The organism is Lactobacillus sp. CBA3605, assembly GCF_002970915.1.
GTDB lineage: Bacteria > Bacillota > Bacilli > Lactobacillales > Lactobacillaceae > Lactiplantibacillus.
The window spans coordinates 2,316,157-2,329,777 of the sequence record NZ_CP027190.1; the positions used below are offsets into that span (position 1 = coordinate 2,316,157).

Consider the following 13,621-nt stretch of genomic DNA (forward strand, 5'->3'; position numbering starts at 1 on the left):
AAATTGAATAGACTTCATCATAATGATTATTTGGCTCGGTAGCTCAGTCGGTAGAGCAATGGATTGAAGCTCCATGTGTCGGCGGTTCGATTCCGTCCCGCGCCATTTATGGAGGGGTAGCGAAGTCTGGCTAAACGCGGCGGACTGTAAATCCGCTCCTTCGGGTTCGGTGGTTCAAATCCACTTCCCTCCATTTTTTTCATAGGGATATAGTTTAATGGTAGAACAACGGTCTCCAAAACCGTCGGTGTGGGTTCAACTCCTACTATCCCTGCCATGTTGGCGGTATTGGCGAAGTGGTTAACGCACCGGATTGTGGCTCCGGCACGCGTGGGTTCGATTCCCACATACCGCCCTTTGATTGGGTTATAGCCAAGTGGTAAGGCAATGGACTTTGACTCCATCATGCGCTGGTTCGAATCCAGCTAACCCAATTGGGTTGGGCAAAAAATGATGGCGGTATAGCCAAGTGGTAAGGCAGAGGTCTGCAAAACCTTCATCACCGGTTCAAATCCGGTTACCGCCTTTCCTGAAAAGGTTATAATCCTGATCAGTTTCATATTTAGTTCCATTTTGCCGGCGTGGCGGAATTGGCAGACGCGCTGGACTCAAAATCCAGTTCCCGTTGAGGGAGTATCGGTTCGACCCCGATCGCCGGTACTAAGAGGTTTTCAGGAAGCTCTAAGTACCTTTGAGAAGTCGTTATATCATTGATATAACGGCTTTTTTGTTTTTTCATAAACCATGCAAAACTATAGAAAATAAGGGTTCTTTGTCAACCGGTGTTGATGAGGAAAATTGGGGTTCAATTCATTTACGAATTGGGCTTCTTTTTTTTATTTTTATTTTGAATTCAATCTGTATTCTATAATTAAAATTCATCCAGTTTCGGTAGCCATAAGCTGTTCGTTTTATTTGTTTGATTTTACGATTAACACCCTCGATGGGCCCATTTGAGAGTGAACATTCCGTCATGTTTTTAATAAATTGCTTATTCTTGATAAAGGTCTTAATCGTTTGTAAGAGCTGAGGACTAACGTTCTCAACTCTACCTAAAGCTTCAATAAATGCGACATAGTTTCGACTACGAATGGCCTCGACTAATTCGTGAGCTGAATAATAAGTGTTCGCAAATTCTTCATTCAGATCCAGTCCCTCCAGGATTAGTTGTTCCTGAGTTAGATGGTCTTTTAAATGCGAAAACCATTGTGGTTTATCTTTTTCAAGTTTTGAATAATCTTTGAGATAGAGCCGCCAGTAATACTTAAGCACGCGGTATTCACGAGTGTCTGGGGCAAATCTTTTCATCAATTGAACACGAGTCTGGTTTAAGGATCGTAAGACCATTTGAACTAAATGAAAGTTGTCGGCGACAACTTTGGCGTTAGGGAAAATACTGTGCATAATGGTGTAATAGTTTGCGTTAAAATCCATCACAACCTGGGTCACTTGCTGGCGATTTTTCAAGGAGTAATGATTTAAGAAGAATGCCTTAATCTCTTTAGTTCTACGTCCTGGAAGAATGGCAATGAGGTCGTGTTTCTGTGCATCAATAGCGATGAAACTCATTTGTTTCCCGGTAGAACGGAATTCATCGATGCATAAAGTAGTTGGTAGACCATCATAGGCTGGTCTAGTTTGTTTCCCCAAAGCAACTAATTGACGACTGACAGTATTAGTTGATACATTGTACTCTGCGGCAATATTGACCATTGTGCGGTCTTCTGTTAGTGCTGTAGTAATACGGTGCTTAACATGTTGAGAAATCTGATGTTGCTTGGCCACTACGGGGGTTTGGGCAAGTAGGCTATGACCGCAAGCCCGACAGAGAAAGCGTTGCTTACGTAAAATTAACAATGCCGTTCGCTCGCTGATGTTGGAAATTCTGATATTAACCGTTTTAAAACCATTTCGAACGATTTCGTGTTGCCCACAACGTGGGCAAACACTAATTGAATAGGAAAGATCCGCGTAAATCCGTAAAGCATCCCGGCTATTATCTTGAATTTTAAAATTAGTTATATTTTGGTCTTTAATTTGTAGAAGAATTCTTGTAGACTGGTCTTGAGACATATTAATCTTCTCGCTTTCAATTAGTTTTCGTCGACTTGATTGTAGCACGTAGAGGTGGTATGCCTCTTTTTTTTTACAAAAATGGTGTCGATGGATTTCTCCATCAACACCAAATATCATAGAACCAAAATAAGTTCATGGTGCACTTTGGTGCACTTTTCGGCTTTTCCAATATTACAAAGTTAGGGATGGTCTCCCAAATCAAACCGTGTACTTAAATCCCTTGTGCCACATGATGTACAGCAATTATGGTGCACTTATGGTGGTGCACTTTGGTGCATGTTTGGTGCACTTTTTAACTATATGCTCTAAAATTTCGACAAGAAAACCGGGGTCTAACCCGGGTTCTTTTACATATTAAAATTGTTCTAGTGCGTTATCTATCTTAACTGCCTGTTGTTGTGCAAGCTCTGCAATGACGTGCGCATAGACGCGCTGTGTGATGCCTACGTCCGAATGTCCCAGACGTTGTGCAATTATATAAATAGACACGTCTTTGTAGAGTAGGTAGCTTGCATGTGTGTGACGTAATCCATGAAAGGTAATCTTTTTAATACCAAGTCTTTCATGTGCCGCCCTAAGTGATTTGTTGACTGAATTATCACTAGGGACTTTACTGCTAAATTTCCCCATAAAAACAAGGTGTAAGTTATTCTGAATACCTGCTGCAATCTGTTCTTGATGCAGGCTACCAAGTAACTTAATGAGGTAGGGTGGTGCCGTAACAACTCGGTTGGATGATTTAGTTTTTGTAGGCAAGAAATCACCATCGCCGGTACTAATAGCTATTTCGGTACCTTTGCATGGCCTTCATATCTTTGATATGAAGGTTTTTTTGTATTTTCGGAATCCATGCGAGACCATGCAAAGTGAAAACCCGGAGCCGGCGTGACACATAGTATGTCTCGTCCAGGAATACCCGGTGACAACAGTCCAATGGAAAGCCTGTGGAGCCATATGAAGACGGAATGTTTTGACTTTGAGAGGCCGTTATCATTGAAAGCGATTATTGGGTTAGTAGCGAATTTTATGGATTGGTATAACAATTCTCGCCGTCAAACAACACTAAACGGCATGACCCCAGTAGAATACCGAAATCATGCCGTCAAGAAAATTGCATAATAATTTTAATTATTTGATTGTCTACTTGACACGAGGCCGCACCGGCTGACCTTTCATCGTAGTTATCTATTGTGAACTAAATAATTCACGATTTTAGTGCTACCCATAACTGCTACAACAGGAATAGAAACTATAAAAAGAATCCCATGCAAGGCCCAAATAACTAGCATATTGGTTATATCATCGCGAAATTTTAGTTGATCGTGTAGTATCGTATGTCGTGGATTATTACTAATTCCCCGTGTAACATAGGATTGCATGTAAAGAGAATCATTGTGCAAGGCAGGCAACCAATGTAGTGCTACCGGATATGTTAGCAAGTAGGAAAATAGAAGTAAAAGATTAAGTGGATTCAAAATAAAAACAAAGTGACCACTAGGCTGAGCTGTTACAAAGTAAAAACTAATTATGAAGATTGGTAAGCTAGATAAGTAGTCTTTAAATAACTGAAGTAGGTTATGCACACCGCTCACCATGTTTCTTAAATTAATAAAAAGTAAACTTGTTTAAATTTTAGATTGAATATATAAAATCAATCAAAGTAATGACCGCCGCTTTCTACGTTTGCACCCGCCCAAGCGCCGTTCATAATTTCTTGCCAATCTTGCGTAACTTCATCGCCATCAGAATCGACCCACATACGAGTTGTAGGATGAATTGCTGGAAGTGTAGCTGTGCTTGCTGTGGTGGGAATAGTTGTTTCTGTAGTAACAATAGAGTTAGTAGCTGTGTCTGCAGAGGCCTTCACAAAAGAGGTGCTGATACCTAATACTAAGGCTGAGGCTAACAAGAGTGTTGAGTATTTAAATGCAGATTTCATAAATGTATCCTCCGTGTAAAATGATTTCAAATTAATTTGATGCGGAGAGTATAGTTCCAAATATTGATTGAGTAAATATAGATTTTAGTGTTTTTGTAGCTGTGTGGATAGAGCAAAAGAAACCTAAAATTAAAGGTGTTTAATTTTAGGTTAGTAATGAAATAATTACCTGAGCTTAATTAAGTTAATTCACAAAAGGTGTGTTAACTTAACTGACTTTTTCAGATCAAAATGATAGTTGTGCGATATTAACTAAGTAAATGAGGAGTGAGAGTAGCTTGACAGAGCTGACGAATGAACAAATTGAAGCAATTGCAATCCTAGGGGCCAAAGCAGGAGTTAAGGCTTATCGTGATAGTCATAAACGTACGGTGAAGTCCGAGTATCAAAAAAATCTACGTAATACAAAGCCAGTGTTGACTAATTACTATTACTTGGAAGACACGTGAACGTCGGTTTACCAGAGTTAATGGAGGATGACATTGAATATGCAACGGTTCTGCCTAAAGACCAGTTGTCTATCAAGTCGCTGCTAAGGTATCATGTACGATCCAAAATCATGATTAAGTTTATCGATTGTCCCAATACAAGGTAGAGTGCCAGCGCAGTAAGGACGTAAGGCTACATCGGCACTATCCGGTATTCTCTATCTACAGAAGCCGACTATGACACGAGTAGATACTGTTGTACGGTTTGCTGTGGATCGTAAGACGATTGCCCGAATTGTTATGCCTTTAGCAGAAAGTTCTAAGATACTTTCTTGTTCAGATATAGTAAATGGTGATAGTTCATAGCGAGTACCCCTTTGCTTTTCTTGGTTGTTGAGTAATTGTACCCGCTATGGGATTTTTTTGTTCAATTATGTGTTGCACTTCAATTGTAGATTCGTCCTTAGCAAAAAAAGGAGGGGATAAATTGACCTTAACGATATATGATCCAGATCTACCAACCTTACTACTATCACTACATCCAGAAAATACGCAAGCTATTATTAATCAGACGAAGATTATTGAGTATCGCCGGCGCTTCTATCAAAAGCCGTTTCAAGCATTCGTTTATACTACAGGCGCTGAAGGTGGGATTGAGCTGTTTATTAAGTGCAATCAGCCCATTACTGGAGATGCGGCTACTTTGGCACGGCTAGGGCAACAATTTCAGCATGATGACTATCATGAAATTAAAACTTACTTTGCTGCTAAGAATACGGGGCTAATTCTGCCAATTATAGCATTTGTTCAAATTCCTAAAATTAGCTTAGCGATGTTGAGGCATCGGTTTGAAAACTTTGTGGTGCCCCGGCAGTATCTATTTTTGGATCAACCAACTCGACAATTCCAGTTGGCCTTTTTGTTGCAACAACCTGGATTTAATCAGACCAGCATCGACTGGCAGTCTCAATATTAACACCGATATTTAAAAAACACCGATTAATCTAACAGACGGATTGGTCTGATTGATTAATCGGTGTTTATCTTACTTAATTAGCTTCTCATAGACGTAGCAGGTATCGTCTTGATGGTAAACCCCAACCATCTCGCCAACGCGCTCAAATTGCATTTTAGCAATCAAATGCTGCATGGCTAAATTATCGGCATGGGTATCAATCCGGATACTTTTAATAGCTGGATGTTCTTTGGTAATATGTGCAATGATTTTTTCAAAAAGTTGGGTGGCGTAACCATGCCCCGCGTGGCTGGAATGGATTGCCACGCGATGGATAACGACATATGGCGCCGTGGTGTTTAACCAAGTGGCATTAGCCGTGTCATAGGTAGCATCTGGCGACGGTACCACGGCGACTGCCCCCACTGTAGCACTATCATCCGCATTGAATAAGTAGGCGGATCCTTGCATGATATCGGCGGTAATCTGATTGCGTGATGGGTAATCGCCTTGCCATTGGTTGACACCGGCCTCGGCTAATTGATTACGCCCATCGCTTAAAATATCGATGATAGTGTCAATATCATCAAGGGTTGCTTTTTTAAAATACATTATCTGTGACTCCTCTCTTAACTGCCCAACGTTTGTGTTTAAAACGCTGACTTTAACAGTATACAGAAATCACACGAGATTGGAACTATTTAATCCTGTTTCTTAGTAATTTTTCAATTAATCGTTAGTTGCCAGAATGGCTTGTGCTCGGGCGGCCATCGCATGAGCATCATTATAGGCGGCCACGGTATTTGGCGCGTACTGGTAGGCATTCGTACGGAGTGTGCGCTCATAAAATTCTAAATAGGGTAGGGTATGTTCCTGTGCAATCTTGATCGCTTGTTGCCAATCAAAGGCTACTTTTCGGTAGTCAATGCTAGTTAGACCCTGGGCGTCAAATGTTAGTAATAAATACATGGCCCGGGGTGATCTTAACGCCGGCCATGGTGCAGTCGGTAAGCCAACGGTGCCGGCATTTAAAATCAATTGGCCGGTAGTAGAATAACGCATTAAGGGCTGATGCGTATGGGCGTAGATGACGATATCTGGCTGTCCAGTGGCGGCTTGGTCAAAGTTAGCTTGTTCAGCAGTTGGCGCTAAGGCGTGGCCTCGTGTGCGCTGTGGTAAGACGTGTTGCAAGCGAATTGTGAGCGAACCGATGTGCTTAGTGACCGTTAAGGGTAAATGTAAAAGTTTCGTAAAGTGTGCTGAAGTTAATTGTTGGCGATCGTAAGCGGTTAAGATGGTTGCCATGATTTGCTTGGGTTGATTAAAGTCAGTGGGGGTGGCGGTTAAAACTTTACCATAATTTTCTTCATGATTCCCAAGAACGTAAGCGGTTGGCTGGACTTGATCGAGTAAAGCCATACACTGCTCGGGTTCTGGACCACGGACAGTAATATCACCAACAGTCCAGTATTCGGTTACCCCTTGTGCTTGAGCGTCGGCTAAAACGGCAGCAAGGGCGGTCGCATTACCATGAATATCAGATAGAACTGCAATTTTTTGCATATTAAAGAAATCCTTTCGTGAATAACAGTTGATGCGGTTAGTAAAGTTTACTATTCGTTAAAAATCGGTTAGCAACCAACGCTGATAAATACAACGCCACTTAAATCTGGTATACTATATTACGGAACGAAGTAATATATTAGCACGTATATTCAAGCCAATTCGTTTCAAAGCCGTGGTTGTCCTCCGGGATGACGACGGTTTTTATTTTAGCATAAAATGCAGTGTGACAGTGTTAATTGATTAATCAGTTTAAGGCTAGTAATAGTGGGGTTGCGTTCAAACAAAAAAGCCTGACAATTTGTCAGACTTTTGCATTAATTTTGATGGTGTTGTTTGATTTTTTGACTGAGGTAATAGCCGAGGTAGCAAATCGCGATAAAGGGTAACGTGTAGTAAAGCGCAATACGCTGATTGGGGTCAAACCAAATCAGAATGCAAGACAGGCCGCTTAAAATAAAGGCGAGCCAAGGCACTACCGGATAGCCAGGTGTTTTATAAGTTAAGTCAGCCAGATTTTTGCCACTCTTAACGTAGGCCTTACGAAAATTAATTTCTGATAAGGCAATTGCCATCCAAACAATGACCACTGCTAAACCGGAAATTGAGACTAAGACGAGGTAAACAGAACCAGCCGCATACACACTAGACAGTAATGCGAGAATGCCACCTAACATACTCGTTATCAGGGCAATCAAAGGGACGTCTCGGCGAGTAGTCCGTTTAAATATTTTGGGAATCGTGCCTTCATTGGCGAGCGACCATAACATCCGCGTTGAGGCATATAGGCCGGAATTAGCGGCGGACATAATGGCCGTTAACACGACAAAATTCATGAGGTCGGCCGCATAGGGAATGCCGATTTCTTTAAAGACCAAGACGAAGGGGCTCTGGGTGACACCAGCCTTTTGATAAGGAATCAAAGCAGCCATCACGAACATACTACCAACAAAGAAGATGATCAAACGCCATAACGTGGTCCGAATAGCAATTGGAATCGTATGGGCGGGATCTTTGGCTTCACCTGCAGTAATGCCGATGAGCTCGGTTCCTGAAAAGGCAAAATTAACGGTGAGCATCGTCGTAAAGACGCCACCAAAGCCATTGGGAAACCACCCATTTTTGTAATAATTAGCAAGCAAAGGGGCACTCGAATGTCCCTGCAGTGGCAGTAAGCCGATAATCGCTAAGCCACCTAAAATGATAAATATAATAATCGCAACGACCTTGATACTGGCAAACCAAAATTCGGCTTCAGCGAACCAGCGGACAGATAGGGCATTAACGGTAAAAATGACGACCATGAAAAGTAAGCTCCAAAGCCAGGTGGCAACGTGTGGGAACCAGTTCTGCATGATTAACCCGGCGGCAGTGAACTCGGAACCTAACGCAATCGTCCAAGTCAGCCAGTATAGAATGGCGACCGTAAATCCAGTCCCGGGACCGATATATTTTTTGGCATAGACGTGAAACGCCCCGGTGTAAGGCATGGCAACCGCTAGTTCACCCAGACACAGCATCACTAGGTAGACTAAGACGGCACCGATGGTGTAAGCGAGTAGCGTCCCAATTGGGCCCGCTTCATGAATGGTATAGCCAGAACTGAGAAAGAGTCCAGTCCCAATGACCCCACCGAGTGAAATCATTAAGACGTGCCGTGATTCCATTTGGCGATTAAGATGAGTTTGTTTAGACATAAATAAAGGCACTCCTTGCAAGTTTGAAATAATTAGAATAAGATGAGTAAACTATTAATGCAATTAGAATACCATAATTTTGGGTCAGAAAGGAATATTAGTATGACAAAAAAGTCATTGAAAACGCTATTAAAAATGGGTCCCGCTGTCTTGGATGGGGCGATGGCGACCGAATTAGAAAAACGAGGTGTTGCGACCGACAGCGCTTTATGGTCAGCGACGGCCATGCTCACCCAACCAGCGGCAATTACGGCGGTACATCAAAGTTATTTTGCTGCCGGCGCGCAGATTGCGATTACGAATACGTATCAAGCTAACGTGCCAGCCTTTGAAGCTGCTGGGATTCCAGCAGCGCAGGCGCGCGAGTTAATTCAGTCAGCGGTCAAACTCGCAAATCAAGCACGTGATGACTATGCGGCGCAACACGCTGACTTTGCGGGGATTGTGGCCGGCAGTATCGGCTCTTATGGGGCCTATTTAGCGGATGGTAGTGAATACACCGGTCGTTATCAGTTAACGGCGCAGGACTATCAAGCATTTCACCGGGAACGGCTGGAGTTAATGATGGCGGTTGGAGTTGATACACTGGCCTTAGAAACGATGCCTAACTTTAAAGAAGTTCAAGCATTGGTGCACTTAGTGACAACGACTTATCCCAACCAGCCTTACTGGGTTAGCTTTAGTATTCGCGATGCGCAAACGTTGTGTGATGGGACTAGCCTTGCCACGGCCGCCCAGTGGGTCGCTTCGCAACCAAATGTGGTAGCGGTTGGGGTGAACTGTACCACTTTAGAAAATATTGAACCAGCCCTGCAAACGTTGCGAGCAGCGGTGTCGGTGCCATTGATCGTGTATCCAAATTCAGGCGATGAATATGATCCGATTACAAAAACGTGGCAAACGACAAGCTTAAGTCATCAATTTTCATCATTTGTCCCGGTTTGGTTGGCCGCCGGTGCCCAAATTATTGGTGGGTGTTGTCGGACGACCCCAACCGATATTCAGACCGTTGCTAGCTTGATTCATGAGCCAGCTTAAGGCCTAAAAAAATAAAACAGGCCCTGTAAGAAGTTATAAACTGCTTGCAGGGCCTGTTTTTATTTGACTATCAGGTCGGTCAAAATGGGATTAATAAAGTAAGAACATGAGAATTAGTTGAACGGCTGCATTAATTAATAAATGAAACCGCATCCGTCCGAACGATTGTTGACTAAACCAAACGGCGATGGTAACTAAGATTGCTAGGATAGTTTGCCAAGTCAAAGGTTGTAAAAAGATGACGACCACTAATAAAAGACCGGTAATCGCTGAAATAAGCTGGTTAATCTGGCGTTGATGACTAAAACTTGGCACGTATAAGAAAAGATAGCTCGCCATTAACGGGGCTAATTTCCATAAAAAGGTCGTCGATAAATAATTATTTTGTAAATAAAAAACGGCCACTGGAATCGTATACGTCATGACAATGCTGAAGACGGTTAACCCGAAATAATTTTGCATGCCAAAACGGGGAATAGCCATAATCAGCAACCACGCACTCCCTGTTAACAGTAAGTATAATAATTCGGATTCCTTAGCGATGATGCTTGTCAGGGCCAATGCCACCGAAATACCAATGGCAACTAAACTCCATTGGGGCGCAATTCGCCGGTCCAAAATAATAAAAATCGTTGCCGTGATGGCTAACGTATACCCGATGAGCGGGAGTTGTGCGGATGAGAATTGTGCAGTTTGGAAGGAACGCCCGTAATCCAGCGCAGCCCACCAACAAATCATACTTTGAACAATCATGAAAAGGACTAGGTGAACATAGTCACGGTTTAATTTTATTTTTCCAATTCGAATCATATGGCCAACGTCTTTCTGTAGGTATTATTACAATCCTAACGATAGACGGCGAGCCAGTCAATAATTTGGTAAGATTCTTTAAAAATTCTGTTGATTGTGATAGTGTAATATAGTTATGAGCCGTTCCCGAGAGGATAAGAGGTTGAGACTGGAAACGTCGCAACGGACTGGCAATGGCTGTGAAAGTAGCCGTGGTAGTTACTCTTAGATGCCTTGTAACCGCAATTTTTCAAGGGGGAATTTTAAAGTGAGTGAAAGACACCTATTTACATCTGAATCAGTTTCTGAGGGTCATCCCGATAAAATCGCGGATCAAATCAGTGATGCCATTTTAGATGCCATGTTAGAACAAGATCCACAAGCCCGGGTTGCTGTTGAAACTTCAGTAACCACTGGGTTAGTATTAGTCTTTGGGGAAGTATCGACCAAAGCCTATGTTGATATTCAAAAAGTTGTACGTGATACGATTAAATCAATTGGTTATGTTGATGGCCAATATGGGTTTGATGGTGATAACTGTGCCGTTTTAGTTTCGTTGGATGAACAATCACCAGATATTGCCCAAGGTGTTGATGATTCTTTGGAAACTCGTGAAGGTGACGCGGACCCATTGGATCAAATTGGGGCCGGCGATCAAGGGATGATGTTTGGCTATGCGATTAACGAAACACCTGAGTTAATGCCACTTCCAATCGCTTTAAGTCATCGTTTGATGCGTCAAATTGCAACTTTACGCAAGGCTGGGACCATCAAGTGGTTGCGCCCAGATGCGAAAGCCCAAGTTACGGTTGAATATGATGCTCAGAATCAACCTAAGCGGATTGACACGGTCGTCTTGTCCACCCAACATGATCCTGACGTTTCGTTAACCACAATTCGACAAACGGTGATTGATCAAGTAATCAAGGCAGTCATTCCAGCCGAATTGTTAGATGACCAAACCAAATATCTGGTTAACCCAACTGGCCGTTTTGTTATCGGTGGGCCCCAAGGGGATGCTGGTTTAACTGGTCGGAAAGTTATCGTCGATACTTATGGTGGGTTCGCTCATCATGGTGGCGGGGCTTTCTCTGGTAAGGATGCGACCAAAGTGGACCGTTCTGCAAGTTATGCGGCTCGCTACATTGCGAAAAATTTAGTTGCTGCTGGCTTGGCTGATCAGGTTGAAGTCCAACTAGCATACGCTATTGGGGTTGCCGAACCAGTCTCAATTGCGGTTGATACGGCTGGTACCGGTAAGGTCAGTGATGATGCGTTAATTACAGCGATTCGCCAAAACTTTGATTTGCGGCCCGCTGGGATTATTAAGATGTTAGACTTACAACGCCCAATTTATCGGCAAACTGCTGCGTACGGTCATTTCGGTCGGACGGATGTTGACTTGCCTTGGGAACATACTGATAAAGTAGCTGCTTTAAAAGCTGAATTTAACTAAATAAACGTAACGATTTTTCGTTACGGTCTGTAGGTACTCGACGCTAAAAGCGACCTTGTTTTAACAGGTCGCTTTTTTTGCGGCCTGAGTAACGAGCAGGTTGTGCTATTTTTCAAACATAGAAGGAGTAAAACACATGCAACAACGTAAAACCAACGTCATCGCGGTTACGATTGCGATATACGTGGCCACGTTCATGAGCGCTATCGAAGGGACCATCGTGTCAACGGCCTTGCCAACAATTGTCGGCGACCTGCACGGGGTTGCATTAATGAACTGGGTTTTTTCAATTTATTTATTGACCAACGCCATGATGACGCCAATTTATGGCAAATTAACGGACTTAATTGGTCGTAAACCAGTTATGCAAGCCGGATTGATTATCTTTATTATCGGCTCGATGATGAGTGGCCTATCTGATTCCATGCCAGTCCTGATTTTCTGGCGAGCCATCCAAGGAATTGGGGCTGGTGCACTGATGCCGGTAGCCATGACCATTATTGCGGACATTTATTCATTTGAACGGCGGGCCAAAGTGCTGGGCTTTAATAGTTCGGCTTGGGGGATTGCCTCAGTCTTGGCGCCCTTAATTGGGGGCATCATTGTTGATAAGTTAAGTTGGCATTGGATCTTTTTCATCAATGTGCCCGTGGGCTTGATTACCTTAGTTTTATTTCAAGTCTATTTACGAGAACCTAAGCGGCAGCGGCAGGGTAAAGTCGATTATTTGGGTAGTTTCTGGTTAATGCTATTTTTACTATGCTTGATGTTGAGTTTCCAATTACTTGGAAATGCGACAATTAGTTGGGCTACGGTTATCATGGCATGGCTGTTAAGCGGCTTTAGTCTGTGGTTATTTATTCGCCGTGAGAGTCGTACCGCAGAACCTGTGATTTCGTTGGACTTATTCAAGAATCATACGTTTGTCATTCAAAATGCCGTGGCGGCGTTAGTGAGTGGCTTCTTGATGGCCGTCGAAGTATACATTCCCACGTGGACTCAAGGTATTCTTGGTGTGCCAGCATCCCTAGCAGGTTTTGCGGTAACGCCAAGTTCGTTAATGTGGATTATTGGGTCTTTCGTGACGGGCCGATTGTTGGCTAAATGGGCGCCACGGAAAATTATCTATTTAAGTTTAATGTTTATTCTGGTTACTAGTATTTGCCTGGCACTCTTACCGGTTTCAACGGCCTTTGGCTGGTTCTTCTTGATTACCGCGATTGGGGGCGTTGGTTTTGGAATTACCATCACCGCAACGACGGTAACGTCACAGCACCTCGTCGCCCCAGAAAATGTGGGGGTAGCGACATCGTTTAACACGTTGAGTCGGACAATCGGACAGACCTTAATGATTTCGATCTTTGGGATTGCTCTAAATGTCGGGATGAATCAAGGCATTCAACAGCATGCAGGTACTAATATGGCAATGATGAATAAACTGATTAATCCACAGACGGCGACGAGTTTACCCGCAAAGCTCCGACCAACGCTACATGGAATTCTTTATACCGGGCTGCATTGGGTCTATCTAATTGGTCTTGGTCTCGTGATTTTAGCGCTAATTGTGAATAGTTTTGACCGTGGCAAACAGCTGACTGCGGCGCAACATGCGGCTAAGTTAAAAAATAAAGCAAACTAACTAAAGTTTAATAAAAACCGTAGCTTGGCGCCTATTTCGAC

At 43.1% G+C, this 13,621-nt stretch carries 13 protein-coding genes, 7 tRNA genes and 1 riboswitch; of the genes, 13 read left to right on the forward strand and 7 right to left on the reverse strand.

All coding sequences use genetic code 11. From position 1 onward, the window contains the following. Positions 1–32: 32 nt before the first annotated feature. The 7 genes from C5Z25_RS11205 to C5Z25_RS11235 all read left to right on the forward strand — a co-directional run bounded on the left by C5Z25_RS11205 (position 33) and on the right by C5Z25_RS11235 (position 660). Positions 33–105, forward strand: a tRNA-Phe gene (locus C5Z25_RS11205). 5 nt (positions 106–110) lie between these two features. Further along, positions 111–193: transfer RNA gene (locus C5Z25_RS11210), tRNA-Tyr, on the forward strand. 10 nt (positions 194–203) lie between these two features. Beyond that, a tRNA-Trp gene (locus tag C5Z25_RS11215) sits at positions 204–277 on the forward strand. A 5-nt stretch (positions 278–282) separates the two neighbouring features. Next, positions 283–355 (forward strand) — tRNA-His (locus C5Z25_RS11220). 7 nt (positions 356–362) lie between these two features. Then, positions 363–434: transfer RNA gene (locus C5Z25_RS11225), tRNA-Gln, on the forward strand. A gap of 21 nt (positions 435–455) precedes the next feature. Beyond that, positions 456–526: transfer RNA gene (locus C5Z25_RS11230), tRNA-Cys, on the forward strand. Between the two features lie 49 nt (positions 527–575). Further along, positions 576–660, forward strand: a tRNA-Leu gene (locus C5Z25_RS11235). Positions 661–810: 150 nt separating this feature from the next. On the opposite strand, the gene C5Z25_RS11240 is transcribed toward C5Z25_RS11235, so the two are convergent. Together C5Z25_RS11240 and C5Z25_RS11245 are read right to left on the reverse strand one after the other, a co-directional pair. Continuing rightward, positions 811–2,073, reverse strand: a complete 1,263-nt coding sequence (locus C5Z25_RS11240) for an ISL3 family transposase (RefSeq protein ID WP_105452889.1) — start codon at positions 2,071–2,073, stop codon at positions 811–813. Between the two features lie 357 nt (positions 2,074–2,430). After that, complete coding sequence (locus C5Z25_RS11245) at positions 2,431–2,832, reverse strand: site-specific integrase (RefSeq protein WP_158682944.1); 402 nt, start codon at positions 2,830–2,832, stop codon at positions 2,431–2,433. 177 nt (positions 2,833–3,009) lie between these two features. Here C5Z25_RS11245 and C5Z25_RS11250 point away from each other — a divergent pair, with 177 nt between their 5' ends. After that, positions 3,010–3,195 (forward strand): IS3 family transposase, encoded by a 186-nt coding sequence (locus C5Z25_RS11250; RefSeq protein ID WP_234002808.1) that lies wholly within the window; start codon positions 3,010–3,012, stop codon positions 3,193–3,195. 532 nt (positions 3,196–3,727) lie between these two features. On the opposite strand, the gene C5Z25_RS11255 is transcribed toward C5Z25_RS11250, so the two are convergent. After that, positions 3,728–4,015 (reverse strand): hypothetical protein, encoded by a 288-nt coding sequence (locus C5Z25_RS11255; protein WP_105452655.1) that lies wholly within the window; start codon positions 4,013–4,015, stop codon positions 3,728–3,730. A 278-nt stretch (positions 4,016–4,293) separates the two neighbouring features. On the opposite strand from C5Z25_RS11255, the gene C5Z25_RS12535 reads away from it, so the two are divergent. Both C5Z25_RS12535 and C5Z25_RS11260 read left to right on the forward strand, forming a co-directional pair. Beyond that, positions 4,294–4,464 carry a hypothetical protein gene (locus tag C5Z25_RS12535; RefSeq protein WP_158682945.1) on the forward strand — a complete coding sequence of 57 codons (171 nt, stop codon included), beginning with the start codon at positions 4,294–4,296 and terminating at the stop codon, positions 4,462–4,464. Positions 4,465–4,930: 466 nt separating this feature from the next. After that, entirely contained in the window at positions 4,931–5,419 is a 489-nt protein-coding gene (locus tag C5Z25_RS11260; protein ID WP_105452656.1) for a hypothetical protein, read from the forward strand. Positions 5,420–5,488: 69 nt separating this feature from the next. On the opposite strand, the gene C5Z25_RS11265 is transcribed toward C5Z25_RS11260, so the two are convergent. From C5Z25_RS11265 to C5Z25_RS11275, 3 genes are all read right to left on the reverse strand, one after another. Further along, complete coding sequence (locus tag C5Z25_RS11265; RefSeq protein ID WP_105452657.1) at positions 5,489–6,010, reverse strand: GNAT family N-acetyltransferase; 522 nt, start codon at positions 6,008–6,010, stop codon at positions 5,489–5,491. Between the two features lie 117 nt (positions 6,011–6,127). Then, a complete protein-coding gene (locus C5Z25_RS11270; protein ID WP_105452658.1) occupies positions 6,128–6,961 on the reverse strand; it encodes a metallophosphoesterase family protein in 834 nt (277 codons plus the stop codon). A gap of 317 nt (positions 6,962–7,278) precedes the next feature. Continuing rightward, positions 7,279–8,658, reverse strand: a complete 1,380-nt coding sequence (locus C5Z25_RS11275) for an amino acid permease (protein WP_105452659.1) — start codon at positions 8,656–8,658, stop codon at positions 7,279–7,281. 102 nt (positions 8,659–8,760) lie between these two features. Between C5Z25_RS11275 and mmuM the strand changes: the two genes are divergently transcribed. Further along, positions 8,761–9,696, forward strand: coding sequence for a homocysteine S-methyltransferase (gene mmuM / locus C5Z25_RS11280; protein ID WP_105452890.1), 936 nt, complete (start codon positions 8,761–8,763; stop codon positions 9,694–9,696). A gap of 90 nt (positions 9,697–9,786) precedes the next feature. On the opposite strand, the gene C5Z25_RS11285 is transcribed toward mmuM, so the two are convergent. Beyond that, a complete protein-coding gene (locus tag C5Z25_RS11285; RefSeq protein ID WP_105452660.1) occupies positions 9,787–10,506 on the reverse strand; it encodes a hypothetical protein in 720 nt (239 codons plus the stop codon). 108 nt (positions 10,507–10,614) lie between these two features. Continuing rightward, positions 10,615–10,756, forward strand: a riboswitch (SMK box riboswitch). Between C5Z25_RS11285 and metK the strand changes: the two genes are divergently transcribed. Both metK and C5Z25_RS11295 read left to right on the forward strand, forming a co-directional pair. Next, the gene (gene metK, locus C5Z25_RS11290; RefSeq protein ID WP_105452661.1) at positions 10,754–11,941 is read left to right on the forward strand and encodes a methionine adenosyltransferase; all 1,188 of its coding nucleotides are present in this window, start codon (positions 10,754–10,756) and stop codon (positions 11,939–11,941) included. It overlaps the preceding riboswitch by 3 nt. Positions 11,942–12,077: 136 nt before the next feature. Further along, complete coding sequence (locus C5Z25_RS11295; RefSeq protein WP_105452662.1) at positions 12,078–13,580, forward strand: MDR family MFS transporter; 1,503 nt, start codon at positions 12,078–12,080, stop codon at positions 13,578–13,580. The last annotated feature ends 41 nt before the right edge of the window (positions 13,581–13,621 follow it).

Bases quoted from the DNA above. Each gene is read 5' to 3' on its own strand.
- C5Z25_RS11240 (WP_105452889.1), bottom strand. From the start codon at position 2,073: ATGTCTCAAGACCAGTCTACAAGAATTCTTCTACAAATTAAAGACCAA.
- C5Z25_RS11250 (WP_234002808.1), top strand. From the start codon at position 3,010: ATGGAAAGCCTGTGGAGCCATATGAAGACGGAATGTTTTGACTTTGAG.
- C5Z25_RS11255 (WP_105452655.1), bottom strand. From the start codon at position 4,015: ATGAAATCTGCATTTAAATACTCAACACTCTTGTTAGCCTCAGCCTTA.
- C5Z25_RS11265 (WP_105452657.1), bottom strand. From the start codon at position 6,010: ATGTATTTTAAAAAAGCAACCCTTGATGATATTGACACTATCATCGAT.
- C5Z25_RS11270 (WP_105452658.1), bottom strand. From the start codon at position 6,961: ATGCAAAAAATTGCAGTTCTATCTGATATTCATGGTAATGCGACCGCC.
- C5Z25_RS11275 (WP_105452659.1), bottom strand. From the start codon at position 8,658: ATGTCTAAACAAACTCATCTTAATCGCCAAATGGAATCACGGCACGTC.
- mmuM (WP_105452890.1), top strand. From the start codon at position 8,761: ATGACAAAAAAGTCATTGAAAACGCTATTAAAAATGGGTCCCGCTGTC.
- C5Z25_RS11285 (WP_105452660.1), bottom strand. From the start codon at position 10,506: ATGATTCGAATTGGAAAAATAAAATTAAACCGTGACTATGTTCACCTA.
- C5Z25_RS11295 (WP_105452662.1), top strand. From the start codon at position 12,078: ATGCAACAACGTAAAACCAACGTCATCGCGGTTACGATTGCGATATAC.